The following is a 25,800-nucleotide window of genomic DNA, read 5'->3' as shown; positions in this document are numbered from 1 at the left end:
GAAAGCAGGAGTGCAGCCGGCCTCTCCGGCCGGTCAGGACCACACACATAAGGATGATGAGATGATTTATACCGCTCCCGGTCAGGCAGGTGCCCTGGTCAGCTTCAAGTCCCGTTACGACAACTTCATCGGTGGCGACTGGGTCGCGCCGCGCGCCGGTCGCTACTTCGAGAACATCTCGCCGGTGGATGGCCGCGTGTTCTGCGAGGTGGCCCGCTCCGACGCCGCCGACATCGAGCTGGCGCTGGATGCCGCCCACAAGGCCTTCCCGGCCTGGAGCAAGACCAGCGTCACCGAGCGCAGCAACCTGCTGCTGCGCATCGCCGATCGCATCGAACAGAACATAGAGCGGCTCGCCATCGCCGAGACCTGGGAGAACGGCAAGGCGGTGCGCGAGACCCTGGCCGCCGATCTGCCCCTGGTGGTGGATCACTTCCGCTACTTCGCCGGCTGCATCCGCGCCCAGGAGGGCTCGGCCGCCGAGCTGGATCAGAACACCGTCAGCTACCACTTCAAGGAGCCCATCGGCGTGGTCGGCCAGATCATTCCGTGGAACTTCCCCCTGCTGATGGCCGCCTGGAAGCTGGCTCCCGTGCTCGCGGCCGGCTGCTGCAGCGTGCTCAAGCCCGCCGAGCAGACCCCGGTCACCATCATGCTGATGATGGATCTCATCAAGGACATCCTGCCTCCCGGTGTGGTCAACGTGGTCAACGGCTTCGGCGCCGAGGCGGGCCAGGCGCTCGCCACCAGCAACCGGATCCAGAAGCTCGCCTTCACCGGCTCCACCGAGGTGGGGGCCCACATCCTGCGCTGCGCCGCCGACAAGCTGATCCCCTCCACCGTCGAGCTCGGCGGCAAGTCCCCCAACATCTACTTCGCCGACGTGATGCAGCACGAGAGCAGCTACATCGACAAGGCGGTGGAAGGGATGCTGATGACCTTCTTCAACCAGGGCGAGGTGTGCACCTGCCCCTCCCGCGCCCTGGTGCAGGAGAGCATCTATGACGACTTCATGGACAAAGTGCTGGCCCGTGCCCGCACCATCGTCCAGGGCAACCCCCTCGACACCGCCACCCAGGTCGGTGCCCAGGCGTCCCGCGAGCAGTTCGACAAGATCCTGAGCTACATGGAGATTGGCCGCGGCGAAGGGGCAAAAATGCTGATCGGCGGCGGCGCGGCCAGGGTGAGCGGGCTGGAGGGGGGCTTCTACATCCAGCCCACCATCTTCCACGGCCAGAACAAGATGCGGGTGTTCCAGGAGGAGATCTTCGGGCCGGCCCTGGGGGTCACCACCTTCAAGGACGAGGCGGATGCGCTGGCCATCGCCAACGACACCCAGTACGGCCTGGGGGCGGGCCTCTGGACCCGGGACAGCAACCTGGCCTGGCGCATGGGGCGCGGCATCCAGGCCGGCCGGGTCTGGGTCAACTGCTACCACGCCTACCCGGCCCACGCGGCCTTCGGCGGCTACAAGAAATCAGGGATCGGTCGCGAGACCCACAAGATGATGCTGGACCACTACCAGAACACCAAGAACCTGCTGGTGAGCCACGACATCAACCCCCTCGGCTTCTTCTAAGCCGGTCATCGCTGATAAAAAGGGCGCCTGTCAGGCGCCCTCTCTTTTTCCGCCGAACTTTGTCCGGCTGCCACCGGGATCACCCGGGCTGACCCAGCTGCTGGCGATAGCGCTGGGGGGCGCAGCCCTGTTCGCGCTGGAACATGGCGATAAAGGCCGAGGTGGAGGTGTAGCCCAGGCGCCAGGCGATCTCCTGCACCGGCATGTCGCCGCGCAGCCAGTCCAGCGCCTTGACCAGGCGCAGCCGGGTGCGCCACTGGCCGAGGCTCATGCCAAGCTCCTTCTGGCAGTGCCGCGCCAGGGTGCGCTCCGTGCTGTGCAGCGCCCTGGCCCACTCGGCCAGGGTGCGGTTGTCCTCGGGGGCCGCTTGCAGCGCCGCCAGCAGGGGGGCGAGCAGGCGATCCCGGCTCTGGGGCAGGTAGCTCGGCTGGCAGCGGGTGCGCGCCAGCTTCTCGATGAAGAGCTCCCCCTGACGGGCGTCCCACTCGTCCTCCAGATGGCCGACCCGGCGCTGGGTGAAGTCGTCCAGCAGGGCCCGCAGCAGGGGGGTGAGCGCCAGCAGCTGGGGCTCCCGGGGCAGGCGCGGGGCCAGCGCGTGGCTCACGTAGATGGAGGTGTAATCCAGGGTCTGCTCGTTGAAGGCGCTGTGGGGCAGATTGGCCGGCACCCAGATGAGGTAGTCCGGCGGCGCCACCAGCCGCTGCCCCCCCACCTCCACCACCATGACCCCCAGGCTGATGAGGCTGAGCTGGCCCCAGGGGTGGGCGTGCTCGGCACAGGCGTTCCCCCCCTGGATCTGGCTGTAGCGAAAATAGAGGGGGTTGGGGGCGGCCAGCAGGCGATCCTGCTCGGCCAGGGTGCGGCTTCCCATGGAAAATGTCCCAAAGCGGTTATGACATGTCTTATTTACGCTACTTGCATCGTTCAAGACAAGGCTAGACTCTCCCCATCGACTCAAGGAGTGCCTATGCCCATTCTCTTCCCCCTGCTCGCCATCCTGATCTGGGCCGCCAATACCGTGGTCTCCAAGGCCGCCGCCGGCGTGGTGGATCCCGCCGCCATCTCGTTTTACCGCTGGGTGATCGCCGCCCTGGCCCTGAGCCCTTTCTGCCTGCCCGCACTCTGGCGCCGGCGCAGCGAGATCCGCCCCTGGTTCGGCAAGCTGCTGGTGCTCTCCCTGCTCGGCATGGTGCTCTACCAGTGCCTCGCCTACTACGCCGCCCACTCGACCTCGGCCACCAACATGGGGGTCATCGGCTCCCTGCTGCCCCTGCTCACCCTGCTGCAGGGGGCGCTCTTCTTCGGTCAGCGCCCCGGCAAGCAAGCGTTGCTCGGCATGAGCCTCTCCCTGTTCGGGGTGTTCTGGCTGCTCGGCCAGGGCGAGCCACTGGTGCTGCTGCGCACCGGCATCAATCCCGGCGATGGCATGATGCTGCTGGGGGCCGCCAGCTATGCGCTCTATGGCCTCCTGATCCGCCGCTGGCAACTGCCGTTCGGCCCCTGGCTCAACCTCTACCTGCAGATCCTGCTGGCGGTGCTGCTGCTGGTCCCGGTCGCCCTCAGCGCCGAGTCTCTGGCAGTGCCCCGGGAAGGCTGGGGCATGGTGCTGTTTGCCGGCATCGCCTCCTCCCTCTTTGCCGCCTACTGCTGGATGCGCGGCCTGGCGAGCCTGGGGCCGGAGCGCACCTCGGTCTTCATGAACCTGATGCCCCTGTGCACGGCGCTCATCGCCGTCATCACCCTGGGGGAGCCCATTCACGGCTATCACCTGCTGGGGGGTGGCCTCATCCTGGGGGGCGTCATGCTCGCCCAGCTCAAGCCAAGAGCCCGCCCCGTTCTGGCGGAAGAGGCCTGAGGCGGGCCCGAACACGGCCAACAGAAAAGGGAGCCCTGGCTCCCTTTTCTGTTTTGTCTTGCGTTGCTCGCGTGCAGGCTTGCGAGCCCCTCGGCTCAGTTGCTGCGCCGCCAGTGGTAGCGCCGCTCCGGGCGACCGCGCTGGCCATAGTTGAGATCCACGTCCAGCTTGTCCTCGGACTCCAGAAACTCCAGATAGCGGCGCGCCGTGGTGCGGCTGAGTGAAAGGCGCAGCGCCACCGTATCGGTGGAGAAGGCGTTGTCGGGCTCCCCCGCCAGCAGCTCCAGCACCTGGCGCAGGGTGATGGCGTCGATCCCCTTGGGGGTGTCGCGCACCTCCCTCGGCTGCACCCGCCCCTTGCCCATCAGCCGATCGAGGTCGCTCTGCTCCAGCAGGCCGCGCTCGCACAGGCGCCGGTGCAGGGTCAGTATCTCGTCCAGGCTCTGCTGGATGCGAAACAGCCTAAGCGGCTTGATGATGTAGTCCTGCACCCCCAGATTCAGGGCCTGCTGTATGGTCTCCACGTCGCAGGAGGCGGTGACCATGACCACGAACACCTCCCGGTTGTGGTGACGCAGCTGGTTGACCCACTCCAGGCCCGAGCCATCGGGCAGGGAGATGTCGACGATCAGCAGTTGGGGCTCGGTGGCGCGCAGCATGAGATCGGCCTCGGCCAGGCTGCCGGCCCGCCCCAGGAGAGAGTATCCCGGGGTCGAGGAGATCAGTTCCGCCAGAATGGCGCCGATCCGTTCGTCATCCTCGATAATCAGCGTGAAAATTGGCTTCATGACTTACACCAATTGGTTTTTATTCAAATAGATACCGAACAGTGTCGTCTGCTCGGCGGTGCGCCGCCATTCTATCACACCCCCACGACGGGCCACGGTCTTCTTGACCAGAAAGAGACCTACGCCATGATCGCCGGTCTGACGGCTCACGCCGTAGTCGAACAGGTGGTCCGCCAGCGCCTCGTCCACCCCCTCGCCGCTGTCCTCCACCTCGATCACCAGGCGCCGGCCGAAATCATCGAGGGAGAGCAGCACCCTGGGGGGGCAATGGGCTCGGTTCGCCCAGGCGGCGCGCAGGCCGTTGTCCAGCAGGTTGCCAAGGCAGGTGATGAGATCCGCCGACACCTCCGCCGGATACTCCCCGAGTGCCGAACCGGGATCCAGCACCAGCTCAACTCCCAGCTCCCGCGCCCGGCTGAACTTGCCGAGGATGAGCCCGGCCACCGGCTTGTTCTCTATGGTCCGCAGCACATCCTGGAGCATGGTCTGGCAGGCCTCGTTCTCCTGCTGGATGAGCTCCACCGCCTGATCCACGTGGCCAAGCTGGAGCAGGCCGGAGAGGCTGCCCAGCTTGTTGGCGAACTCGTGGGTCTGGATCCGCAGCATCTCGGCGTACTGGCGCAGGTGGGTCACCTGCATGCCGAGGCTGCCGGTGCCGTCCGGCCGACTGAAGATGAGCATGCGACCCGGCTCCCGCCCGCCGAGAACCTGCCAGTGACCGACGAAGTCCTCCCCCTGCACGGAGAAACGCACCCCGCCCTCCTGGGTCAGGGTCGGCAGCAGGCTGGGGGCCAGCTCTGCCAGGGAGCGCCCCAGCAGGGCATGACGGCCGGTGCCGGGCAGGCGCAGCTGATAGAAGGCGGCGCTGTTGATCATCCGGATGCGATCGCTCGCATCCAGGGCCACTATGCCCTCCGAGATGCCCTCCAGCACCAGATCCTGCTGGGCGAAGCGGTTCGCTATGGTCTCCGGCTCCAGATCCAGCAGGGTGCGGCGCAGCCGATGCTGCACCCAGAACGCCAGCAACAGGCCACAGCCCAGCACGGCGCCGATGGCACTGATAAGCAGGGCGATCCGCTCCAGGTAGATGCCCTCCACCGTACGCATCAGGTAACCCACCACCACGGCGCCGATGGCGCGGCCGTCCGCCCCGATGACGGGAGAGAAGCAGCGGATGGCCGGTCCCAGGGTGCCGACGTCCCTGGAGCAGTAGCTGCGCCGCTCCTGGATCGCCGGCCAGATATCCTCGCCGCGAAAGCTCGCACCCACCAGCTCCGGCGAGGGGTGGCTCAGGCGAATGGCATGCTCGTCGGTCACCACCATGTAGGCGGCATCGGTGCGATCGCAGATCCCCTGAACATAGTCCCGTAGCCCCGGATCCTGCCCCTGCTGCAGCGCCTGCACCACCCGGGTATCCGCCGCCAGCACCCGCGCCAGATCGCTGCCTTTATCCTCCAGGTTGCTCTCCAGCAGGTGGCGGATGAAGAGCGCGAGCAGGCCCCCCAGGATCAGGATCAGCAGCAGCGACAGACCGAGGGAGAGGGTGACTAGCTGGTGGCGCAGTTTCATCTTGTTACCTTGCAACGTCAGGAGGCGGACCAATAGTGCGGGCGCCACCAGGTCTGGTCAATCATGGGGGCAGGATCACCGGCAAAATCCGCCAGCCCCTCGTCACGGGCACAGAGCGCCACGGCACGGGCCACGGCGCGCGCCACCTCCCCCACCTGCTCGATGGGGGGCAGCAGCCGCCCCTCGGCGAGCGGGTAGGCACCCACCGCACGCACCGCCGCCTGCAGCATGCCGTCGCTGATGCGGCGCGCCTTGACGGCGCAGGCACCGAGGCCGATGCCGGGGAAGACGTAGACGTTGTTGCACTGGGAGACCCCGCGCATCTCCCCTGCCACCGCCACCGGCGGGAAGGGGCTGCCGGTGGCGAGCAGGGCCCGTCCGCCGGTGGCCTGCCACACCTGCTCCGGCGTCGCCTCGGCGCTGCGGGTGGGGTTGGAGAGCGGCAGGATGACGGGGCGCTCGCACGCCTCCCCCATGGCCGTCAGCACCGCCTCGTCGAACAGGCCCCCCTGACCGCTCACCCCGATGAGCACCCCGGGGCGCCGCTGCCTGATGAGCTCGGGCAGGGTCAGCCCTCCCTCCCCGGGTGCGCGGGCGAAGGGCTGCTGGGCCGGGGTGAGGCTGGCGCGATCCCGGCACACCAGGCCGTCCTGATCGAACAGCCAGATCTGCTCGGGACTGCCCGCCAGCTGGGCCAGCATGGCGGCGATGCCGCAGCCCGCCGAGCCCGCGCCGACGATGAGCACAGGGGTGTCGGCCAGCCGGCTGCCCGCCTGCTGCAAGCCTGCCAGCACGCAGGCCGAGGCCACTGCCGCCGTGCCCTGAATGTCGTCGTTGAACATACAGAGCTCGTCCCGGTAGCGGGCCAGGAGGTTCGCGGCGTGCTTGCCGGCGAAGTCCTCGAACTGCAGCACCACCCCGGGCCAGCGCTTGCGAATGGCCGCCACCACCTTGTCCATGAAGAGGTAGTAGGCCTCCCCGTCGACCCGCGGCGCCTGCCAGCCGAGGTAGGAGTCGTCCTCCAGCAGCTCCGGGTTGTTGGTGCCCACGTCCACGCACAGGGGCAGGGTGCGCGCCGGGTTGATGCCGCCGGCGGCGCTGTAGAGCGCCAGCTTGCCGATGCAGATCCCCATGCCGCCGATGCCGAGATCCCCGAGCCCCAGCACCCGCTCGCCATCGGAGATGACGATGACGTCTACCTCCTGCTCCACGCTGGTGAAGATATCGTCCAGATCGTCCCTGTCGTGCCAGGAGAGGTAGAGGCCGTGGCTGCGCAGGTAGAGATCGCTGTGGCGCTGGCACGCCTCCCCCACCACTGGGGTGTAGATGATGGGCAGGAGCTCGGGCAGGTGGTGGCGCACGAGATCGTAGAAGAGCACCGGGTTGTCCTCCTGCAGCTGGCGCAGCAGCAGGTGCTGATCGAAGGGGCTCTGCATGGCACTGACCAGGCGGTAGATCCGGCGCCGCTGCTGGGAGAGGGACTCCTCCTTGTGGGGCATGCGCCCCATCAGGCCCTGACGCTTGCGCTCGGCATAGGGCAGGCTGGTGCCCATCATGGTGTCGTTCATTGTCTGTTCCTTATGCCAGCAGGGAGATGATGAGGGTCGCCAGGATCAGCATGAAGGCCCCTCCGAGACGGGACGAGATCTGGGCGAACGGCATCAGCGTCATGCGCTGGGCCGCCGACAGCACGGCCACGTCGCCGGTCCCCCCCATGTTGGCCATGCACAGGCCGCCGGTGATGGCCGCCTCGATGGGGTAGAAGCCGATCATCCGGCCCACAATGGCCGCTCCCAGGGCGCCCCCCACAACTGTCGTCAGCACCATGATGAAGTAGTTGACCGAGAAGGCGCCGATGAGCTCGGGAATGCTGGTGTAGGCGACCCCGATGCCCACCAGCAGGGAGGGGGTGAGGTTGCCCACCACGAACTGGTACCAGTCTGCGGCCGCCTGCTCGTAGCGGCGTGGCAGCAGGCCGCTCACCTTGATGATGGCCACCGCCAGGATCATCAGGGCGAAGGGGTGCATGGGGATGAAGTTGCCGAGCAATGAGCCCAGCACGAACATGCTGGAGCTTATGAAGAGGCCGAGCCCCAGGCTCTCCAGGGTCGGCGCCTGCGCCTTCTCCTCGGTCACCCTGTCGGTGCTTTCTTTCAACATCAGCTTGCCGTTGCCGGTCAGGGAGGGGTAGCGGCGGCCGAGGCGCGCCAGCAGGGAACCCACCAGGATGGCCAGGGTATTGGCGATCACCACGGCGGGCACCATGCGCGACAGCAGATCGGCGCTCGACATCTGCAGCGGCCCGGAGAGGATCTCCACCAGCGGCACGGCGCCGGCCCCCATGCCGCCGCCCATGATGGGCAGGCCGATGAGCAGCACCGCGTTCTTGAAGCCGTAACCCAGGAGCACGCCGACCAGGCCGACGCTCACCAGGGCCAGCACCACGCCCCCCAGGATCACCGGCAGGTAGCGCATGGCGGCATTCTTGAGCAGGGCACCGCTCATGCCGAACACGGAGCCGGTCACCAGGCTCGCGATGAAGAAGTTGAGAAAGCCCCCCTCCTTCATGAAGTTCGTGATCACCTGGCCCGCCTCGGCCGGCATGACGCCATATTCGAACAGGGCGGCGCCGCCGAAAATGGCGAGTATGGTGCCGCCCCCCAGGTATTCACGGATGGGGGTGATACGCTCGCCGAGCTCGGTCAGCAGGGTGCCGAGCACGAACATCAGTGCCAGGGCGCCGACCATGCCCAGCGGCAGGGAGCCGTTCCAGCCCGAGAAGAGGACGCAGGTGGCGAGCCCGAGGAAGATCATCATGGGCATGCCGGCGATCTGTTGGTCGCCCCAGGGGGACTTGACCTGTGCGCGTGAGGTAGAGAGGTTTGTCATTGTTATGCTCCAGCATTGTGGTGTGGCGCCACTCTACTGCTCCCCCCGGACACTGTCGGTTAGCGGCCTTACAAAGCCATATAAAAACATTGAAACCTTAAGCACCATTCCCGGCCCCTCCGCCCCCAAAAACTGAACGTGACCTGTATCACACTATTTACTTAGCCTGCGAAACAATTATAATGCTTCGCAAGCTAAGTAAATGAGGAGCCCGTCATGGGAAAGGATCTGGAGATGTTGCGAGAGCTCTCCCTCGCCGAACAGTTGGGGCGCCTGCACCGGCTGTGGCGCACCGTAGCCGACCTGGAACTGGCGCCCCTGGGGCTGACTCACCCCCGCTGGACCGCCCTGTGGAAGCTGAGCCGGCTCGGCGGCCACCTCAGCCAGAAGACCCTGGCCGAGGCCCTGGAGATCGAACTCCCCTCCCTGATGCGGACCCTGGGTCAGCTGGAGGAGCAGGGGCTGATCGAACGCCACTGCTGCAGCCAGGACAAGCGGGCCCGCATCGTCACCCTGACCCCGGCCGGCAAGGCGCTGCTCGACCAGATCGAGGATCGCATCATGGAGATCCGCCGGGAGCTGCTCGTCGGCATCAGCCAGCAGGAGCTGTCCCAGTTTGAAGACATTGTGCACCGCATCTCCACCAATGCCCTCGGCAAGATAGCCGCACATCACGAAGAGAGAGAATGAGATGACCCCGGATCAACAATTCAAACGCTGGATAAAGTGGGCCATCGTCTGCTTCACCCTGGTGTTTGGCTACTTCCTGCTGGCCGACATCAAGATGCCCCTGACGCCCCAGGCCATGGCGACCCGCGTCGTCACCAAGATGGCGCCCCAGGTCAGCGGCAAGGTGACCGAGGTGGCCGTGACCAACAACCAGCACGTCAAGCAGGGGGATCTGCTGTTTGCCCTCGACCCCGTCCCCTTCGAGCTCGCGGTCGAGCAGGCCAGGCTCGCCCTGGATCAGGCCCAGCAGCAGAACCGCCAGCTGGATGCCACCCTGACCGCCAATGAGGCGGAGTACAGCTCCCTGCAGACCCAGGCCGACCAGAAACAGCGCGAAGCGGCGCGCATCGACGCCCTCTACCGCCGCCACATGGTGTCGGAACAACAGAAGGACGACGCCGACAGCGCCGCCCGCACCGCCCGGGCCAACCTGATCGGCAGCCAGGCCCGGGTGGAGCAGGCTCGCGTCAATCGTGGCTTGCCCGGCGACGACAACCTGCTGCTGCGCCAGGCCCGCAACCGCCTAGCCCAGGCCGAGCTCAACCTCGCCTACAGCCGGGTCCACGCGAGTCAGGATGGCATCATCACCAACCTGCAGCTCAAGCCGGGCAGCGTGGCCAACGCGGGTTCCCCCCTGCTGGCCCTAGTCTCCGAGCAGGTGGACGTGATCGCCGATTTTCGCGAGAAGAGCCTGCGTCACATCAGCCCGGGCAGCCAGGCCCTGATCGCCTTCGACGGTGAACCCGGTCGCCTCTACCCGGCCCGCGTCGCCAGCCTGGATGCCGGGGTCAGCGCCGGCCAGTTCGATGCCAACGGCACCCTGGCGGCGCCGGTCGAATCGGATCGCTGGGTGCGCGATGCCCAGCGCCTGCGCCTGCACCTGACCCTGGAGCAGCTGCCCGCTCACTTGCCGGCCGGGGCCCGTGCCACCGTCCAGCTGCTGCCGGAGGGTTCCCTGAGCGCCCTGTTTGCCCGCGGCCAGATCCGCCTGCTCAGCCTGCTCCACTACATCTACTGAGATGACGACCATGAACCTGTGGCACAGACCTCTCACCGCCAATGAACTGCGCCAGTGCCTGCGCATCGCCTTTGGCTGTACCCTGGGGTTTGTGCTGTGCAAGATCTTCGGCTGGAGCAACGGGGTCTTCTTCACCGTCACCCCTGTGCTGCTGCTCGGCATGATCCCCGTGATGAACGGCCACGCAGCCCGCCAGCTCATCGCCTCCTCCGTGATGTGCGGGCTGGAGGTGGGGCTGCTCGGCGGGTTGTTCGGGGGACACCCCGGGCTCATGCTGCCCATCGTCTTCCTGCTGTTCCTCTACCGTTTCGCCGCCATGTCCCGGGGCAGCCTGTTCCTGTTCGGTGCCAACGGGGTGCTGAGCCTCAGCATCATGCTGCACTTTGCCAGCTACCCCGGCACCGATCTGAACGACCTCATCTTCAGCAACATCTGGGCCAGCGTCCTGTCGGTCCTCATCGCCTACCTGATGACGGCCCTGATCCCGGACGTGGAGGCCAGGCCCCTGCCGACCCCCTCCCCCAAGGCACCGCACCGGATGCGCCACGAGGCCCTGCTGGGGGCCAGCATCGCCACCCTGTCGTTCCTGGTGTTCCAGATCTTCGATCTGCGCGACTCCATGTCGGCCCAGGCCACCACCTTGCTGCTGCTCTTCCCCATGCACTGGAACGGCGCCCTGGGCTATGCCCGCAAGCGGGCCATGGGCACCCTGCTCGGGGTCAGCTTCGGCCTGGTCGGCCAGCTGGTGCTCTACGACTGGTCAGGGCAACTGCTGCTCGTCACCCCGCTGCTCTGGCTCGGGGCAATGCTGTTCAGCCATGCCCACGTGAAGGAGGCGAGCGGCTCCGGCGTCGGCTTCGGCGCCCTCACCACCCTCGGCATCCTGTTCGGCCAGTACCTGACGCCGGGCAACGATCTGGTGTTCAGCGCCCTCTACCGGGTGAGCAGCATCCTCTTTGCCATCGTCGTCACCCTGCTGGCCTGTTACCTCCTCCATCGCCTGCTCAACCACTTCGAGGCGACCCGCTTCGGCCATTGACCCTTTTCTGCAGCCAAAGGACGGCTCCCTTTCGCCCCGCTTGCCTGCCGGGGCGTTTTTTTGCCCGCAGCACAGGAAATGACGCTAGCAGCCGCCGGCAGGACGCATCCCGACGCAGGCGGCCCTTGATGAGGTTGCAGTTGATCCTCATCCTGTTAGGCTCAATGCCATATGACACCGATCAAAGGATGCAACATGAAACACGCCAAGCTCTTTCTACTGGGAACCGGGGCCCTGACCCTGCTCAGCGGCTGCGATCTGGGTACCGGCAAGCTGGGTGTCACCGGCGGGGATACCGTCACCTACCTGTGTGAACAGAACCAGAAGGTGCAGGTACGCTACTTCTCCCTCTCGGACGAGAGCCTGAACTTCATCAAGCTCTCCCTGCCCGATGGCAAGGACTACACCCTGCCCCAGGCCGTCTCCGCCTCCGGCGCCCGCTACACCGACGATCACGAGGTGGTCTGGTGGAACAAGGGCAAGGAGGGGTTCGTCGAGATGCGCGATGAGGCCGGGGAGTGGCAGAGCCGCTACAACGACTGCAAGGAGCAGTAAGCCTGGCGCCGCCATGGCGCATTGCAGACACGCAACACCCCGGCCTGGCCGGGGTGTTTGTCATTTCACTTCCACTTCGAATCGGGCCTCAACCCGAGCCGGAATGGCTTGTGGATTCTGATCGGATGCCCGGTAGCGCATCTTCGCCAGCCCGGAGATGGCGATGAGATCCAGCACGCCGGGGGGCTCGGATGCCAGGACTTCAGGGCTGAACAGATTGCCATTGGAATCGATGAGATAGCGGAGCTTCACATACCCCTTGACCGGCCTCTTCTCCGGCAGCCCCCCGACCGGACGGAAGACGCCTATGTCCCCCACCAGCACCCAGTATCTGGGCAGCTCTTCCCAGGTGACATCCACCGGAGGCTGGTTCAGCTTCACGGTCGGGCTCGGGCTGGCACAGCCCCCCAGCAGGCCCAGGCTGGCCCACAGCAACAACACCTTCAAACGCACTCGACACTCCCTCTTCGTTGCACCGTTCGGCTCCTTGAACGACGTGCCAGTGTCAGATGAAAGGGCTCATACGGGAAGCCCCCATCTGGCGGGCAACAAAAAGGCCAACCCCAGGGTTGGCCTTTTTCAATCGGGCGGATCAGCCGCGCTTGTCGCTCACCACCAGCCAGAGCGCGTGGACCATGCCGGGCAGACCGCCGAGCAGGGTCAGCACTATGTTGATCAAGAAATGCAGGCTGAAGCCCACCTGGATAAAGGCGCAGACCGGGGGCAGAAAAATGGCCAGCAGGATCTTGAGCAGATTGTTCATCGCGCATCTCCTCGTAACGATGTCGCAGGAATTGGAATGGGCTAACCATAAACATCCCTGGCCTCAACTGCAAACCTGACAGGGGATGCCTTGCCCCTGTTGCGCCCGCCATGCATCGAGGTGGTGAATGATCTGGTTGCTGCTGCCGCGCCACAGCAGGCCGGGATCCGCCAGCCCCTTCTCGAACTTGCCGTCCACCAGCACGTCCAGCAAGGCCACCAGCTCCCGCTGGGCCGGGCTGAGTTCGCCGAGCAGATAGCCGGTCCAGCACCAGATGTCCTTGCCCGGGCACTCGGCGTGCACCCGCTGCACCAGCGCCAGCACAAAAGGCACGTTGGCAGGGTGGAGCGGATCGCCGCCGGAGAGCGACAGCCCCCGCCGCTTGATGCGGGTGTCGTTAAGATCCGCAATGATGCGATCGCTCATGGCCTGATCGAACAGTTTGCCGCCATCGAGGCGCCAGGTGCTCTGGTTGTAGCAGCCGGGGCACTGGTGTTCGCAGCCCGACACGAACAGGGTGGCACGGGTGCCGGGACCGTTGATCACATCGACCGGATAGTACTGGTGGTAGTGCATCGCTTGTTTCCTGCTCTCCTCACGGGACGGCGCCAGGGGCCGCCCCCCCATGAAAATGGCCCCTGGAGTCAGGGGCCGGTGCTACATCGCCACTGCGTTCACATGTGCTTGACGCGGCGCTTCACCTCTTCCTGCTTGCCCGCGTTGAAGGGGCGCGCATCCGGGCTGCCGAGGTAGCCGCACACCCGACGGGTCACCGACACCTTGGCCGGGTCGTGGTTGCCGCAGCGCGGGCAGGTGAAGCCCTTGGAGGTGCACTCGAACTCGCCAGTGAAGCCGCAGTCGTAGCACTCGTCGATGGGGGTGTTGGTCCCGTAATAGGGCACCTTGTCATAGCTGTAATCCCAGACGTTCTCCAGCGCCTCCAGGTTGTGCTGGATATTGGGATACTCGCCATAGCAGATGAAACCGCCGCTGGCGATGGGCGGATAGGGCGCCTCGAAGTCCAGCTTGTCGTAGGGGTTCACCTGCTTCTCCACGTCCAGATGGAAGCTGTTGGTGTAGTAGCCCTTGTCGGTCACCCCGGCCACCACGCCGAACTCCTTGGCGTCGATGCGGCAGAAGCGGGTGCAGAGGTTCTCGCTCGGGGTGGAGTAGAGGCTGAAGCCGTAGCCGGTCTCTTCTTTCCACTCGTCGGTGGCCGCCTTGAGCCGCGCAATGATGGCGATGGCCTTCTCCCGCAACACCTCGCTGTCGAACAGATGGGTGTCGGTGCCGAACAGGGCGTTGATGGTCTCGTGCACCCCGATGTAGCCCAGGGAAATGGAGGCGCGGCCGTGCTTGAAGATCTCGCTGATGTTGTCGTCTGCCTTGAGGCGCACGCCGCAGGCCCCCTCCATGTAGAGGATGGGGGCGACCCTGGCCTTGACCCCCTTGAGACGCTCGATGCGGTACATCAGCGCCTGCTTGGCCACCCGCAGGGCGGTATCCAGCTTGTCCCAGAAGTCCGCCTCATCGCGGGATTTCAACGCGATGCGCGGCAGGTTGAGGCTCACCACGCCTAAGTTGTTGCGCCCCTCGTGCACCAGCTCGCCGTGTTCCTCGTAGGCGCCGAGGAAGGAGCGGCACCCCATGGGGGTCTTGAAGGAGCCGGTGACCTTGACCACCTGGTCGTAGTTGAGGATGTCCGGGTACATACGCTTGGAGGCGCACTCCAGGGCCAGCTGCTTGATGTCGTAGTTGGGATCGCCCTGCTTGTGGTTCAGGCCATCCTTGATGGCGAACACCAGTTTCGGGAAGACGGCGGTCTTCCTGTTCTTGCCAAGGCCGGCGATGCGGTTGCCGAGAATGGCGCGCTGGATGAGGCGCGACTCCCAGCTGGCCCCGAGGCCAAAGCCGAAGGTGACGAAGGGGGTCTGGCCGTTGGCGGTGTGCAGGGTGTTCACCTCGTATTCCAGGGACTGGAAGGCGTCGTGGCACTCCTTCTCGGTGCGAGCCATGGCGTAGGCATCCACGTCCTGGATCCCCCACTCCTCGGCCACCTCCCGGTGCTTGTGCCAGCTGATGGTCACATAGGGCGCCAGCACCTCGTCGATGCGGTTGATGGTGGTGCCGCCATAGATGTGGCTCGCCACCTGGGCGATGATCTGGGCGGTGACCGCGGTGGCGGTGCTGATGGATTTGGGGGTGTCGATCTCCGCGTTGCCCATCTTGAAGCCGTGGGTCAGCATCCCCTGCAGATCGATCAGCATGCAGTTGAACATGGGGAAGAAGGGGGAGTAGTCGAGATCGTGGAAGTGCAGATCGCCGCTCTCGTGGGCCTGCACCACCTCCCGGGGCAGCATGTGGCTGATGGCGTAGTGCTTGGCGACGATGCCCGCCAGCAGGTCGCGCTGGGTCGGGATCACCTTGGAATCCTTGTTGGCGTTCTCGTTGAGCAGGGCCGCGTTGGTCTGCTCCACCAGGCCACGGATCTCCTGGGCCAGGCGGCCGCGGGCCTCGCGGGCCTGATCCCGGTCGTGCCGGTACTCGATGTAGGCGCGGGCGATGGCCTTGTCGTCAGACGCCATCAGGTGGTTCTCGACCCGGTTCTGGATCTCGTGGATGTCCACCTCGCCGCGCCCTTCCAGCTCCTGGCTGACCGCGTTTGCGATGCGCGCAGCCAGCGCCGGGTTGGCCTGATTGACCGCTTCCGCCGCCCGGCTCACCGCCTCGGCGATCAGTTGGCCATTGAATGGTGCACGACATCCATCGCGTTTGATCACTACCGGTTTCATCGAATATCCCCGCATTAAAGGCCTGGCGGCCACCCTCGGCTCGCCCTATGGAGTCCCCTTCCCCGCACCTGTCCCCGGCGCAAATAAAATCAGCCGGGGCTTGCAACACCTGGGCTGACACTGAGAGGGTGACGACTTATACACAGCTTAACAACACAACATATGGGTGTTTTTATTTCACTAACCCCTATATGTGGGGCTATTAGGCACCAAAGCGATACCCTGTTTCTTGATCCAGAACAGGTTTTGGGAGGAGTGGGGCAGTTCACAACCAGCGTCAAAAGGGGCTTTCTTAGCCTACCCCAGACGGGGGGCGGGCTGGCGCCTCATCCGGCCGGCCAGAAAAAGAATTCCCCCTCCGACAGTAATTGACCGGGACAGAGTTGCACCAAAATGGACATAATGGGTGACGACTCTCCCTGTCCATCTGGAAGCGACATGACCAACCCTCCCTTGCGGCTGTTGTTACTGCTGCTGTGCGCCCTCCCGCTGCGGCTGTGGGCCGCCGAGATCCTGGTGATCAGCAGCTACCACCCCGAATACCTGTGGGACAGAAGCTACAGCGCCAGCCTGGAGGCCCACCTGGGTGACCACCACCGCCTCAACTACTTCTACATGGACACCAAGCGCCGCTCTCCTGACGACTTCGACCGGATCGCCGAGCAGGCGCTCGCCTACTACCGGCAGAGCAAGCCGGATCTGGTGATCCTTGGCGATGACAACGCCATCAACTACCTGGCCAGAGACATCGCCGCGCTCGGCACCCCTGTGGTGTTTCTCGGCATGAACGAGAATCCGCGCCACAAGGGGCTGGTCGGCCATCCCATGATCACCGGCGTGCTGGAGCGCCCCCTGCTCAAGCGCAACATCAGCGAGATGAGCCAGATGATGGGGGGGATCAAGAAGGCACTGGTGCTGTTCGACTCGAGCAATGTCTCCCTCACCGCCATCGAGGACGAGTTCAGGAGCCAGACCGAGCTGCGCATCGGCCAAACCCTGGTCAACAGCCAGCTGATCGGCAACTACGGCCTGTGGCAGGAGGCCGTGCTCGGCGCCAGGCAGAGTGGCCATGACGCCATCTTCGTCGGCCTCTATCACACCCTCACCGACGATCAGGGCAGGCACGTGGACGAGCAGCAGGTGCTGGCGTGGACCAGCGCCCACAGCCCGGTGCCGCTGTTCTGTTTCTGGGAGTTTACGGTGGGCAAGGGCAAGGCCATCGGCGGCCTGGTGCTGGATGGCCGCGATCAGGGGGCCAAGGCGGCCGAACTGGTCAATGCCATCCTGGCAGGGGCCCAGCCCAGGACCCTGGCACCGCGCGCCGCCCTGCGCGGCGAATATGTCTTCAGCAAGAGCGAGCTGGCCCGCTGGCAACTCACCCTGCCCGACAAGTGGCGCTACAAAATACTCTGGCGTGAGTGACGCACCGCCCCAAACAAAGAACCCGGCCACAAGGCCGGGTTCTTTCAAGTGCGAGGGGGAGCGCCTCAGCCCTGCAGCGCCTGCTGCAGCTCCTCTTCGGTCCAGATGGTGATACCGAGCTCCTGGGCCTTGGCGAGTTTGGAGCCCGCCGCCTCGCCGGCCACCAGCACGTCCGTCTTGGCCGACACCGATCCCGCTACCTTGGCACCAAGTGCCTGCAGCGCCGCCTTGGCGTCATTGCGCGAGAGCTGGGTGAGGGTGCCGGTCAGCACGAAGGTCTTGCCGGCAAACGGCTGCTCTGCGGCTTCTTTCTTCTCGATGGCCGGCCAGTGGATGCCGGCGGCCAGCAGGGCCTCCAGCACCTCCACGTTGTGGGGCTGACGCAGGAAGTAGTAGACGTGCTTGGCCACCACCTCGCCTACGTCCGCCACTGCCAGCAGCTGCTCCACGGACGCAGCGCGCAGGGCATCCAGGGTCAGGAAGTGGTTGGCCAGGTTCAGCGCGGTCGCCTCCCCCACCTCGCGGATGCCGAGGGCAAACAGGAAGCGGGGCAGCGTGGTGCTGCGAGCCGCATCGATGGCCGCCACCAGGTTGAGGGCGGACTTTTGCCCCATCCGCTCGAGCCCGGCCAGCTGGATGGCGTTGAGGCCGAACAGATCCGCCGGGGTCTTTACCAGCCCCTTGTCCACCAGCTGCTCGACGATCTTGTCGCCCAGGCCGTCCACGTCCATGGCGCGGCGGGCGGCGAAGTGCTTGATCGCCTCCTTGCGCTGCGCCTCGCAGAACAGGCCGCCGGAGCAGCGGGCCACCGCCTCCCCTTCCAGCCGCTCCACCGCGGAGCCACACACCGGGCACTGGGTCGGGAACAGGATCTCACGGGCATCGCTTGGGCGCTGCGCCTCCACCACGGCCACGATCTGCGGGATCACGTCCCCCGCCCGGCGCACAATCACGGTGTCGCCGACCATGACGCCGAGGCGAGCGATCTCGTCCGCATTGTGGAGGGTGGCGTTGGAGACGGTGACGCCGCCGACGAACACGGGTTTGAGCTTGGCGACCGGGGTCACAGCGCCGGTGCGGCCGACCTGGAACTCGACGTTCTCAAGCTCCGTCATCTCTTCCTGGGCCGGGAACTTGTGGGCGGTGGCCCAGCGCGGGGCACGGGCCACGAAGCCAAGCTCCCCTTGCAGGGCAATGTCGTCCACCTTGTAGACCACCCCGTCGATCTCGTAGGGGAGCTCGCCACGGCGGGCCAGGATGTCGTCGTGGAAGGACTGGCAACCGGCAGCCCCCTCTTTCAGCTTCACCTCGGGGCTGAGCGGCAGGCCCCAGGCCTTGAGCTGGGTGAGGCGGCCGAAGTGGGATGCCCCCAGCTCGTCGCCACCGACCCCGACGCCATAGGCATAGAAGGCCAGCGGACGGGAGGCGGTGATGCGCGAATCGAGCTGGCGCAGGCTGCCGGCGGCGGCGTTGCGCGGGTTGACGAACACCTTCTCCCCCGCCGCCAGCGCCCTGGCGTTCATCGCCTCGAAACCAGCCTTCGGCATGAAGACTTCGCCGCGCACCTCCAGCCTCGCCGGCCAACCCGTGCCGCGCAGGGCAAGGGGGATGGCCTTGATGGTACGCACGTTCTCGGTGATCTCCTCCCCCGTGGTGCCATCGCCCCGGGTGGCGGCCTGCACCAGCTGGCCGTCCACATAGAGCAGGCTCACCGCCAGGCCATCCAGCTTGGGCTCGCAGCAGAAGGTGAAGCTCACCTCTCGCTTGAGGCGGTCGCGCATGCGCTGCTCGAAGGCCAGCAGCTCCTCGTCGCTGAACACGTTGTCCAGGCTCAGCATGGGGATTTCGTGGCGCACCTGATTGAAGGCGGCCAGCGGCTGCCCACCCACCCGCACGCTGGGAGAGGTCGGGGTCTTCAGCTCGGGGTGGGCCGCTTCCAGCTCAATCAGCTCGCGCATCAGGCGATCGTATTCGGCGTCCGGCACTGTTGGATTGTCCAGCACATAGTACTGGTGGCCGTATTCGGTGAGCAGTTCACACAGTTGACGGTGGCGGGAGAGGATATCGCTCATGGAAGAGTCTCGAAGTGTGATGGAACATTCAGTCTGGGGCACAAATAAAAATGCGGCACCGGGGTACCGCACTTTTCATGGTCAACGCCAGGAGCGCATCAGTCGCGGCTGGCCTCGTAGGCTGCCAGCTCGTGGCGATAGCGGGCGATGTCGTCATCGCTCAGCGGGCTGCGCGAGGCGTCGGTCAGCATGGCATCGAGATCGCTGGCCAGCTGATCGGCCGCCTGCAACATGTGCTCGAACGCGAAGGCCGCATTGCTGCGCAGGGGCAGTTGCATGAAGAGCGACACACCCGGGGTGCTGAACTGCTCCATCCGGTACGGATTGAAGGTGCCCGGCTTGACCATGTTGATCATGGAGAAGAGCACTTCGCCCTTGCCGCCGAGATCCTCGTGGCGGTGGAAGATGTCCATCTCGCCAAACTTGAATCCGAGCGCCAGCAGGGAGGAGAGCAGGGTCGCCCCTTGCAGATCGTGGCCGGGACGCGCCATCAGGTTGATGACATAGACATCCTGCCAGATCTTCTCGACCGGGGCGGGAGCAGGCTCAGGCTCGACCGCGCGGATCGGCTCTTCGTAGGCCGGCTCGTCATCGTAGGCGGGCTCTTCATACGCAGGGGCAGGCTGGGCATAGCGGGGCGCCTGCTGCGGTGCAGGAGCGGCCTCGCGAGCACCGAAGGTCGGTGCCTGGGCATAGGCAGGCTCCACCAGCGGCTCTTCATCCAGCGGCTGCATCATGGGTTCGCGCTGAGGACGGGAACGGTGCACCGGCGTGCGGCGGATCACCTGGGCAGGCTTGCGCACCGGGGCGGCAGGCGCCTCTTCGACAGGCTCTGCACTCGGCTCCTCGTACTCGTCCTCTTCTTGATAGACGGGCTGCGGCGCCGGACGTGCGGCGGGTTTGCGCACCACGGGAGGCGGCAGATCGGCGTCGTCATCTTCGTCATCGAAGGCGGGCGCGGGGGCGACACGGCGGGGCTCTGGCTGACGGGCTTCTTCCCCACGCAGCTTGGGCTCGGCACGGCGACCACCACTGACCACGCGCACCTGGCCGATACCATCGCTGTCAAACGCATCGTTGTCACGCTCCCGCGACTTGGATTCCATCCGACCCAGGGGTTTTTCCTTGATCGGTGCCTGACGATTTTTTCTGTTGCTCCACAACCCGTGAATGAGCAATGCCGCGATGGCAATACCGCCCAGGGCAACCAAGATGTAACGCAATTCCTGCATTAGCTGCTTCTCTTTCTAGTTTTGCTCAGCCAAAGCGACGGCTTCACCGATATCGACCGACACTATGCGCGAAACCCCGGGCTCTTGCATCGTGACGCCAACCAGCTGCTCGGCCATCTCCATGGAGACCTTATTATGACTGATGTAAACGAACTGTACTGTGCTCGACATCTCTTTGACAAGAGAACAGAAGCGACCGACGTTCACTTCATCGAGCGGTGCATCCACCTCATCCAGCAGACAAAATGGTGCTGGATTGAGTCTGAAGATGGCAAAAACCAGCGCAAGGGCGGTTAGCGCCTTCTCCCCCCCGGAAAGCAGGGCAATGGTAGCATTCTTCTTGCCCGGAGGTCTTGCCATGATGCTCACTCCGGCCTCCAAAAGATCATCCGAGGTCAGCTCAAGCCAGGCACTGCCTCCCCCAAACACTTTTGGAAACAGGGATTTTAAATCTTCATTGACCTTATCGAAAGTGTCGCGGAAGCGTATTTGTGTTTCTTTATCAATTCTTTTAATAGCTTGGCTCAGGGTGTCGAGGGCCTGCTCCAGATCCTGGCACTGGTTTTCCAGGTAACTCGAGCGGGTTTTCGCCTCTTCGTACTCCTCCAGCGCCGCCAGGTTGATGGCGCCAAGCGCCTCCACCTGCGCCTCCAGGGTCTGGATCTCCTGGCGCAGCTTGCCACGATCGGCGGCAATCAGCACGGCCTGATCGAGATCCACCAGCCTCACCCCCAGCTCCTCGAACTGCTCGTGCAACCCTTGCCTGCGGGTGAGGTTGCGCTCGCGCTCGAGACGCAGGGTTGCCAGCTTCTCCTGTATCTGCACCAGTTGCTTGTGATCGGCACCTCTGGCCAGCTCCAGCTCCCCTAACTGGCGCTCCAGCTCCGCCAGCCGCTGATGGCAGGCCAGTTGCTGCGCCTCCAGATTGCGCTGCTCCGCCAGCAGGGGGGTCAGATCCTGACCGGGCTCGGCCCCCGGCTCCTTGAGCGCGGTCAGTTCCAGCCCGAGGCGCGAGAGCTCCTGCTCCCGCACGGCGATGAGCTGGGACAGATTCTGCTGCTCCAGTTGCAACCGCTGACAGCTGGCCTGTTGCTGCTCCCGGCGCAGGCGGGCCTCTTCCAGCCCCCGCTCCGCCCCGCTCACCTGCTCCTGGGCGAGCAACAGCGCCTCGGCCAGCGTCTCCCCCTGCTCCTGCTGCTCGCTCAGGGTCGCTTCGTCCAGCTCGAGCCTGGCCCTGGCGGCGTCCAGGCGTCCGGCTTCCTCGGCCTGCTCCTTATCCAGCCGGGTCAGCTCCTCTCCCAGCTGGCCGAGGCGCTGCATGCGCGCCTGGCGCTGCCCCTCTTGCAGACTCCAGGCCTCGCGCAGCTGCTGCCACTGCTGCTCCTGCTCCCGCAGGGTACGCTGGGCCAGCTCATGGGCGCCGTGCAGCTGGGCCCGGGTGGCATCAGCCTCCGCCAGTTGCCTGTCCAGCTGGGCCAGCGTCTGCCGGCCTGCGGCCTGCTCGGTGTGCAACCGCTCACGCTCGCCGAGCAGCGCCAGGGTGCCGAGGGCGCCCCCCTCACCCAGATCCGCCCAGTTCGGGCCGAACCAGTCCCCGGCGGGAGTGAGCAACGACTCACCGGCGGCGAGTTCGGGCAGGCGAGCCAGCGCCTCCTCCCGACTCTGTGCCAACCAGATGGCATTGAGGAAGGCCGGAATATGCTCGCCGCCTAGCCGGGCCGCCAGGGTGCCGGGGACGGCGGGGTGGGCCTGGCCAATCCAGAGCCCGGGCTGCGCCAGATTGCACTCGTCCGCAGGCGTTGCAGTGAGCCAGCGGCCGAGCACCTTGTCGAGGGCCCCGGCCCACTCGGGGGCCACCTGCAGCCGATCCGCCAGGGTGGCGCCCGCCATCTGCTCCCCCAGGATCTGATCCAGGGTGGCGAGGCGGGCCTCCAGCTCCCGCTGCGAGCCCTGCTGGCGACCCAGCTCGGCCTTGAGCCCTTCGTGACGGGCCACGCCGGCCTGCCACGCCGCTTCGGCTTCCTCATGACGGGCGCGGGAGAGCGCAAGCTCCGCCGCCAGGGAATCGAGGGCGGGTTGCAGGCTCTCCTCCCCGCCGAGGGGGCCGGCCTGTTCATCCTCCAGCTTGAGACGGGCGAGCCGGGTCTTGGCCTGCAGCTCTTGCAGGCCGTTCACCTCGGTGCGGGTCTGGTTGAGCCGCCCCTGCAACTGGCCAAGCTGCTGCTGCCACTGTTGCTGACGCTGACGCGCCTGCTCGAGCCGCTCACCGGCCGCCGCGCGCACACCCTGCTGGTCGGCGAGTAACTGCTCACACTGCTCGAGCCGCGCCGACTCCACCTCGGCCTTGAGTGCCCCCTCGCTCAGCTGATCCTGCTGGCTCGCCAGCTGGGCCCTGAGTCCCTCGATGCGCTCGCAAAGGGCCTGGCGCCTCGCCTGCCAGTCGCGGCCGAGTTCGGTCTGGTGCAACTGCTGCTGCTCGAGACGGGCGATGGCCTGGCCGCCGAGAAAGATCTGCTGCTGGCGGCTCGCCTGTTCGGCCTGCGCCTCCTGGCGGGCCACCGAGAGAGTGACGTGGCGCCCTTCGTCCGAGGTGCGCTTGGCATCGAGGGCCACCAGCGCCTGCTCGGCCTGGGCCAGCTCGCTCTTGGCCTCCCCGAGGCGCGTCTCCAGCGCCCACAGTTCGGAACCGATAAGCTCGGCCCGGGCAGCGCGCGAACGGCTCTTGAGCTGCTTGTAGCGCTCGGCGGTCTCGGCCTGGGCTTTGAGGTGATCGAGGCGCGACCCCAGTTCGCTGCGGATGTCGCCGAGGCGCTCCAGGTTCTCCTGGGTATGGCGGATGCGCTGCTCGGTCTCCCGGCGCCTTTCCTTGTAGCGGGAGACCCCGGCGGCCTCTTCCATGAACAGCTTGAGATCGGCGGGGCGCGACTCCACCAGCCGGCTGACGGTGCCCTGCTCGATGATGGCGTAGCTGCGCGGCCCGAGGCCGGTGCCGAGGAAGAGGTCGGTCACGTCCTTGCGACGGCACTTCTGGCCGTTGATCTGGTAGTGGTTGGAGCCGTCGCGCAGCACTTCGCGGCGCACCGAGATCTCGGTGAAACGGCCGAACTCGCCGGGAACCCGGTTGTGGGGATTGTCGAATACCAGTTCCACCGAGGCGCGACCGTGGGCGCTGCGGTTGATGGAGCCGTTGAAGATGACGTCCGTCATGTTTTCCCCGCGCAGGTGGCGGGCGGAGCTCTCCCCCAGCACCCAGCGCACGGCGTCGATGACATTGGATTTGCCGCAGCCATTGGGGCCCACCACGGCGGTCATGTCGGCGTTGAGTTCGATGCGGGTCGGCTCGACAAACGACTTGAAACCGGCGAGTTTGATCAATTTCAGACGCATGGCGGCCTATGTGGGTCACGAAATAAAGAGGAGGCGAACAGGGGATCTTACCGAATCCAGACCCGACCTTGCCTGTCATGACAGGCGGCCCCCCCCTCAATACCCGGCGCGCAGTCGCAACGGGCAAGCGATAAGGAATAGTCGGCGACTTTACCAAATCAAGGGCTTGTTTGTAATATGCTGGCACTTTCCCCATTCATTGATGGAGCTCATATGAGCCAATCACCCCACATGGTCAAAGATTCTGTCAGCGGCGCGGACTACTTCCTGCGCGGCTTCTCCCTCATTCGCCAGCCCGGCATCCGCACCTTCGTGCTGATCCCCCTGCTGGTCAACGTGGTGCTTTTCGCCGGCGCCTTCTACGCCCTGCTGCTGCAGCTGGACGGCCTGTTCACCTGGCTGCACCAGCAGATCCCGTCCTGGCTCTCCTGGCTCGACTACCTGCTCTGGCCCATCGCCCTCGTCACCATACTGGTGGTGTTCTCCTTCATCTTCAGCTCGGTGACGAACTGGATCGCGGCCCCCTTCAACGGCCTGCTGGCGGAGAAGGTGGAGCAGGTGCTCACCGGCGAGACCGTGAACGACACCGGCATGCTGGACGTGGTCAAGGACGTGCCACGCACCTTCGGCCGCGAGTGGACCAAGTTGAAGTACTACCTGCCCAAGGCCATCGGCTGCCTGATCCTCTTCCTCATCCCCGTGGTGGGCCAGACCCTGGCGCCGGTGCTCTGGTTCCTGTTCAGCGCCTGGATGATGGCGATCCAGTACGTGGATTATCCGTTCGACAACCACAAGATCGACTTCATCACCATGCGCGACGCCCTCAAGCAGCGCCGTGGCAAGTGCCTGAGCTTCGGTGCCCTGGTCACCCTCTTCTCCGCCATCCCGGTGGTGAACCTGTTCGTGATGCCGGTCGCCATTTGTGGCGCCACCGCCATGTGGGTGGATCAGTACCGGGCAGAGCAACTGCGCCGCTGACCTGGGCAACCATGATAAAAAGTGGGGGCGAAAGCCCCCTTTTCATTACTTAATCTAATGCATGCATGAGTTTGCTTGCCGCACCAACACTGGGTTGTTAGGATGCGGGCCTTTCTCGCACCCTGGGATATCTCATGTTACATGCACTCTTCTTGCTGGGCCTGGTGGCCGAAGGAATGACGGGCGCGCTGGCGGCGGGTCGGCGACGGATGGATCTGTTTGGCGTCGTGATCATCGCCTCGGCGACGGCCATCGGGGGCGGCACCATCCGGGATGTGCTGCTCGGACACTATCCCCTGCTCTGGGTGGAACACCCCGAATACGTGTTGCTGGTGGCGGGCGCCGCCATGGCCGGGGTCATCTCTGCCCCGCTGATGCGCTACCTCGGCAAGCTGTTCCTGGCGCTGGATGCCCTGGGACTGGTGGTCTTCTCCATCTTCGGGGCCGCCCGGGCGCTGGAGATGGGGCACGGGGCCGGCATCGCCTGCATCATGGCCGTGGTGACCGGCGTCTTCGGCGGTGTGCTGCGGGATCTTTTGTGCCAGCGCATCCCGCTGGTGTTCAAACGCGAACTCTATGCCGCCGTCTCCCTGGTGACGGCCGCCCTCTACTGCTTTGCGCTGGATCAGGGGATCCCGGCGGACTGGGCCGCCTTCGGCGCCATCGGCATCGGCTTCGTACTGCGCCTGCTGGCGGTGCGCTTCAAGTGGGGGCTGCCCACCTTCAACTATCAGTATGCGGCCCACTGAGCGCGCCAGTTTTTGGCCGCATCGCCCGGATAACGACCAACAAAAAAGCGCCAAAGGGCGCTTTTTTGTTGGCTGAGCTTATGAAAATCTGGCTCAGTTGATCCCCTCGGAGCTGAAGAAAGTCGCCTTGTCAGCGATGAAGCGGATCTTGATGTTCTTGTCCTCTCCCCCCCAGATGCAGCTGGTGGTGCCGAGGGCATCGTCACAACGCTCGGCCTTGCCGAGGATGGCGCTCGCTTCGGCATAGCTGATCCCGACCTTCAGCTTCTCGTAGTTCTCGCGGTTGAGCTTGCTGCAACCGGTCAGCAGCAGGGCGATCATTCCCCCGATCAAAATCTGCTTCATCTCTCTCTCCTCTTGCTGGAGTCCAGAGCCTAGCAGCAG

General features: G+C 65.3%; 22 protein-coding genes. 9 read left to right on the top strand and 13 right to left on the bottom strand.

What is annotated here, in order from left to right; translation table 11 throughout:
• Positions 1-61: 61 nt before the first annotated feature.
• Positions 62-1,579, top strand: a complete 1,518-nt coding sequence (gene exaC / locus BN1136_RS17435) for an acetaldehyde dehydrogenase ExaC (protein ID WP_043758832.1) — start codon at positions 62-64, stop codon at positions 1,577-1,579.
• Positions 1,580-1,658: 79 nt separating this feature from the next.
• Here exaC and BN1136_RS17430 read toward each other — a convergent pair whose 3' ends face one another.
• Positions 1,659-2,450 (bottom strand): AraC family transcriptional regulator, encoded by a 792-nt coding sequence (locus BN1136_RS17430; RefSeq protein WP_043758831.1) that lies wholly within the window; start codon positions 2,448-2,450, stop codon positions 1,659-1,661.
• Positions 2,451-2,546: 96 nt separating this feature from the next.
• On the opposite strand from BN1136_RS17430, the gene BN1136_RS17425 reads away from it, so the two are divergent.
• Entirely contained in the window at positions 2,547-3,434 is an 888-nt protein-coding gene (locus tag BN1136_RS17425; protein WP_043758830.1) for a DMT family transporter, read from the top strand.
• A 95-nt stretch (positions 3,435-3,529) separates the two neighbouring features.
• On the opposite strand, the gene BN1136_RS17420 is transcribed toward BN1136_RS17425, so the two are convergent.
• From BN1136_RS17420 to BN1136_RS17405, 4 genes are read right to left on the bottom strand one after another with little or no spacing between them, the layout of a single operon-like run.
• A complete protein-coding gene (locus BN1136_RS17420; RefSeq protein ID WP_043758828.1) occupies positions 3,530-4,222 on the bottom strand; it encodes a response regulator in 693 nt (230 codons plus the stop codon).
• 3 nt (positions 4,223-4,225) lie between these two features.
• Complete coding sequence (locus BN1136_RS17415) at positions 4,226-5,791, bottom strand: ATP-binding protein (protein ID WP_043758826.1); 1,566 nt, start codon at positions 5,789-5,791, stop codon at positions 4,226-4,228.
• A gap of 17 nt (positions 5,792-5,808) precedes the next feature.
• Positions 5,809-7,359 carry an NAD-dependent malic enzyme gene (locus BN1136_RS17410; RefSeq protein WP_043758824.1) on the bottom strand — a complete coding sequence of 517 codons (1,551 nt, stop codon included), beginning with the start codon at positions 7,357-7,359 and terminating at the stop codon, positions 5,809-5,811.
• A gap of 10 nt (positions 7,360-7,369) precedes the next feature.
• A complete protein-coding gene (locus BN1136_RS17405; RefSeq protein ID WP_043758822.1) occupies positions 7,370-8,680 on the bottom strand; it encodes a 2-hydroxycarboxylate transporter family protein in 1,311 nt (436 codons plus the stop codon).
• A gap of 216 nt (positions 8,681-8,896) precedes the next feature.
• Here BN1136_RS17405 and slyA point away from each other — a divergent pair, with 216 nt between their 5' ends.
• The 4 genes from slyA to BN1136_RS17385 all read left to right on the top strand — a co-directional run bounded on the left by slyA (position 8,897) and on the right by BN1136_RS17385 (position 12,021).
• Positions 8,897-9,370: a transcriptional regulator SlyA gene (slyA, locus tag BN1136_RS17400; RefSeq protein ID WP_043758819.1), complete on the top strand. Its 474-nt coding sequence runs from the start codon at positions 8,897-8,899 to the stop codon at positions 9,368-9,370.
• A 1-nt stretch (position 9,371) separates the two neighbouring features.
• Complete coding sequence (locus BN1136_RS17395; RefSeq protein WP_043758817.1) at positions 9,372-10,427, top strand: HlyD family secretion protein; 1,056 nt, start codon at positions 9,372-9,374, stop codon at positions 10,425-10,427.
• A 10-nt stretch (positions 10,428-10,437) separates the two neighbouring features.
• Positions 10,438-11,466 carry a DUF2955 domain-containing protein gene (locus tag BN1136_RS17390; RefSeq protein WP_043808989.1) on the top strand — a complete coding sequence of 343 codons (1,029 nt, stop codon included), beginning with the start codon at positions 10,438-10,440 and terminating at the stop codon, positions 11,464-11,466.
• Positions 11,467-11,661: 195 nt separating this feature from the next.
• Positions 11,662-12,021 (top strand): MliC family protein, encoded by a 360-nt coding sequence (locus tag BN1136_RS17385; RefSeq protein WP_043758816.1) that lies wholly within the window; start codon positions 11,662-11,664, stop codon positions 12,019-12,021.
• 60 nt (positions 12,022-12,081) lie between these two features.
• Here the strand turns inward: BN1136_RS17385 and BN1136_RS17380 are convergent, their stop codons facing one another.
• From BN1136_RS17380 to nrdD, 4 genes are all read right to left on the bottom strand, one after another.
• Positions 12,082-12,474 carry an energy transducer TonB gene (locus BN1136_RS17380; protein WP_043758813.1) on the bottom strand — a complete coding sequence of 131 codons (393 nt, stop codon included), beginning with the start codon at positions 12,472-12,474 and terminating at the stop codon, positions 12,082-12,084.
• Between the two features lie 139 nt (positions 12,475-12,613).
• Complete coding sequence (locus BN1136_RS20045; protein WP_005343870.1) at positions 12,614-12,784, bottom strand: YqaE/Pmp3 family membrane protein; 171 nt, start codon at positions 12,782-12,784, stop codon at positions 12,614-12,616.
• A gap of 63 nt (positions 12,785-12,847) precedes the next feature.
• Entirely contained in the window at positions 12,848-13,360 is a 513-nt protein-coding gene (gene nrdG / locus BN1136_RS17370) for an anaerobic ribonucleoside-triphosphate reductase-activating protein (RefSeq protein ID WP_043758809.1), read from the bottom strand.
• A 98-nt stretch (positions 13,361-13,458) separates the two neighbouring features.
• The gene (gene nrdD / locus BN1136_RS17365) at positions 13,459-15,576 is read right to left on the bottom strand and encodes an anaerobic ribonucleoside-triphosphate reductase (protein ID WP_043758806.1); all 2,118 of its coding nucleotides are present in this window, start codon (positions 15,574-15,576) and stop codon (positions 13,459-13,461) included.
• 438 nt (positions 15,577-16,014) lie between these two features.
• Here nrdD and BN1136_RS17360 point away from each other — a divergent pair, with 438 nt between their 5' ends.
• Positions 16,015-16,998: an ABC transporter substrate-binding protein gene (locus tag BN1136_RS17360; RefSeq protein ID WP_081843639.1), complete on the top strand. Its 984-nt coding sequence runs from the start codon at positions 16,015-16,017 to the stop codon at positions 16,996-16,998.
• A gap of 65 nt (positions 16,999-17,063) precedes the next feature.
• Here BN1136_RS17360 and ligA read toward each other — a convergent pair whose 3' ends face one another.
• From ligA to BN1136_RS17345, 3 genes are all read right to left on the bottom strand, one after another.
• The gene (gene ligA, locus BN1136_RS17355) at positions 17,064-19,070 is read right to left on the bottom strand and encodes an NAD-dependent DNA ligase LigA (RefSeq protein ID WP_043758802.1); all 2,007 of its coding nucleotides are present in this window, start codon (positions 19,068-19,070) and stop codon (positions 17,064-17,066) included.
• Positions 19,071-19,168: 98 nt separating this feature from the next.
• Complete coding sequence (gene zipA, locus BN1136_RS17350) at positions 19,169-20,302, bottom strand: cell division protein ZipA (RefSeq protein WP_043758801.1); 1,134 nt, start codon at positions 20,300-20,302, stop codon at positions 19,169-19,171.
• A gap of 15 nt (positions 20,303-20,317) precedes the next feature.
• Positions 20,318-23,689: an AAA family ATPase gene (locus BN1136_RS17345; RefSeq protein ID WP_043758799.1), complete on the bottom strand. Its 3,372-nt coding sequence runs from the start codon at positions 23,687-23,689 to the stop codon at positions 20,318-20,320.
• Between the two features lie 213 nt (positions 23,690-23,902).
• Between BN1136_RS17345 and cysZ the strand changes: the two genes are divergently transcribed.
• Positions 23,903-24,667: a sulfate transporter CysZ gene (gene cysZ, locus BN1136_RS17340; protein WP_043758797.1), complete on the top strand. Its 765-nt coding sequence runs from the start codon at positions 23,903-23,905 to the stop codon at positions 24,665-24,667.
• A 134-nt stretch (positions 24,668-24,801) separates the two neighbouring features.
• On the top strand, positions 24,802-25,416 hold the full coding sequence (locus BN1136_RS17335; RefSeq protein ID WP_043808986.1) for a trimeric intracellular cation channel family protein: 615 nt from the start codon (positions 24,802-24,804) through the stop codon (positions 25,414-25,416).
• Positions 25,417-25,509: 93 nt separating this feature from the next.
• On the opposite strand, the gene BN1136_RS17330 is transcribed toward BN1136_RS17335, so the two are convergent.
• Positions 25,510-25,761 (bottom strand): hypothetical protein, encoded by a 252-nt coding sequence (locus BN1136_RS17330; RefSeq protein ID WP_043758794.1) that lies wholly within the window; start codon positions 25,759-25,761, stop codon positions 25,510-25,512.
• Between the last annotated feature and the right edge of the window lie 39 nt (positions 25,762-25,800).

The organism is Aeromonas taiwanensis, assembly GCF_000820165.1.
Taxonomy (GTDB): Bacteria; Pseudomonadota; Gammaproteobacteria; order Enterobacterales; family Aeromonadaceae; genus Aeromonas; species Aeromonas taiwanensis.
Note: the sequence above shows the minus strand (reverse complement) of the source record. Positions and strands in the feature narration are given on the sequence as shown.

Coding starts and splice junctions, on each gene's coding strand:
- exaC (WP_043758832.1), top strand. CDS start 62: ATGATTTATACCGCTCCCGGTCAGGCAGGTGCCCTGGTCAGCTTCAAG.
- BN1136_RS17430 (WP_043758831.1), bottom strand. CDS start 2,450: ATGGGAAGCCGCACCCTGGCCGAGCAGGATCGCCTGCTGGCCGCCCCC.
- BN1136_RS17425 (WP_043758830.1), top strand. CDS start 2,547: ATGCCCATTCTCTTCCCCCTGCTCGCCATCCTGATCTGGGCCGCCAAT.
- BN1136_RS17420 (WP_043758828.1), bottom strand. CDS start 4,222: ATGAAGCCAATTTTCACGCTGATTATCGAGGATGACGAACGGATCGGC.
- BN1136_RS17415 (WP_043758826.1), bottom strand. CDS start 5,791: ATGAAACTGCGCCACCAGCTAGTCACCCTCTCCCTCGGTCTGTCGCTG.
- BN1136_RS17410 (WP_043758824.1), bottom strand. CDS start 7,359: ATGAACGACACCATGATGGGCACCAGCCTGCCCTATGCCGAGCGCAAG.
- BN1136_RS17405 (WP_043758822.1), bottom strand. CDS start 8,680: ATGACAAACCTCTCTACCTCACGCGCACAGGTCAAGTCCCCCTGGGGC.
- slyA (WP_043758819.1), top strand. CDS start 8,897: ATGGGAAAGGATCTGGAGATGTTGCGAGAGCTCTCCCTCGCCGAACAG.
- BN1136_RS17395 (WP_043758817.1), top strand. CDS start 9,372: ATGACCCCGGATCAACAATTCAAACGCTGGATAAAGTGGGCCATCGTC.
- BN1136_RS17390 (WP_043808989.1), top strand. CDS start 10,438: ATGAACCTGTGGCACAGACCTCTCACCGCCAATGAACTGCGCCAGTGC.
- BN1136_RS17385 (WP_043758816.1), top strand. CDS start 11,662: ATGAAACACGCCAAGCTCTTTCTACTGGGAACCGGGGCCCTGACCCTG.
- BN1136_RS20045 (WP_005343870.1), bottom strand. CDS start 12,784: ATGAACAATCTGCTCAAGATCCTGCTGGCCATTTTTCTGCCCCCGGTC.
- nrdG (WP_043758809.1), bottom strand. CDS start 13,360: ATGCACTACCACCAGTACTATCCGGTCGATGTGATCAACGGTCCCGGC.
- nrdD (WP_043758806.1), bottom strand. CDS start 15,576: ATGAAACCGGTAGTGATCAAACGCGATGGATGTCGTGCACCATTCAAT.
- BN1136_RS17360 (WP_081843639.1), top strand. CDS start 16,015: ATGACCAACCCTCCCTTGCGGCTGTTGTTACTGCTGCTGTGCGCCCTC.
- ligA (WP_043758802.1), bottom strand. CDS start 19,070: ATGAGCGATATCCTCTCCCGCCACCGTCAACTGTGTGAACTGCTCACC.
- zipA (WP_043758801.1), bottom strand. CDS start 20,302: ATGCAGGAATTGCGTTACATCTTGGTTGCCCTGGGCGGTATTGCCATC.
- BN1136_RS17345 (WP_043758799.1), bottom strand. CDS start 23,689: ATGCGTCTGAAATTGATCAAACTCGCCGGTTTCAAGTCGTTTGTCGAG.
- cysZ (WP_043758797.1), top strand. CDS start 23,903: ATGAGCCAATCACCCCACATGGTCAAAGATTCTGTCAGCGGCGCGGAC.
- BN1136_RS17335 (WP_043808986.1), top strand. CDS start 24,802: ATGTTACATGCACTCTTCTTGCTGGGCCTGGTGGCCGAAGGAATGACG.
- BN1136_RS17330 (WP_043758794.1), bottom strand. CDS start 25,761: ATGAAGCAGATTTTGATCGGGGGAATGATCGCCCTGCTGCTGACCGGT.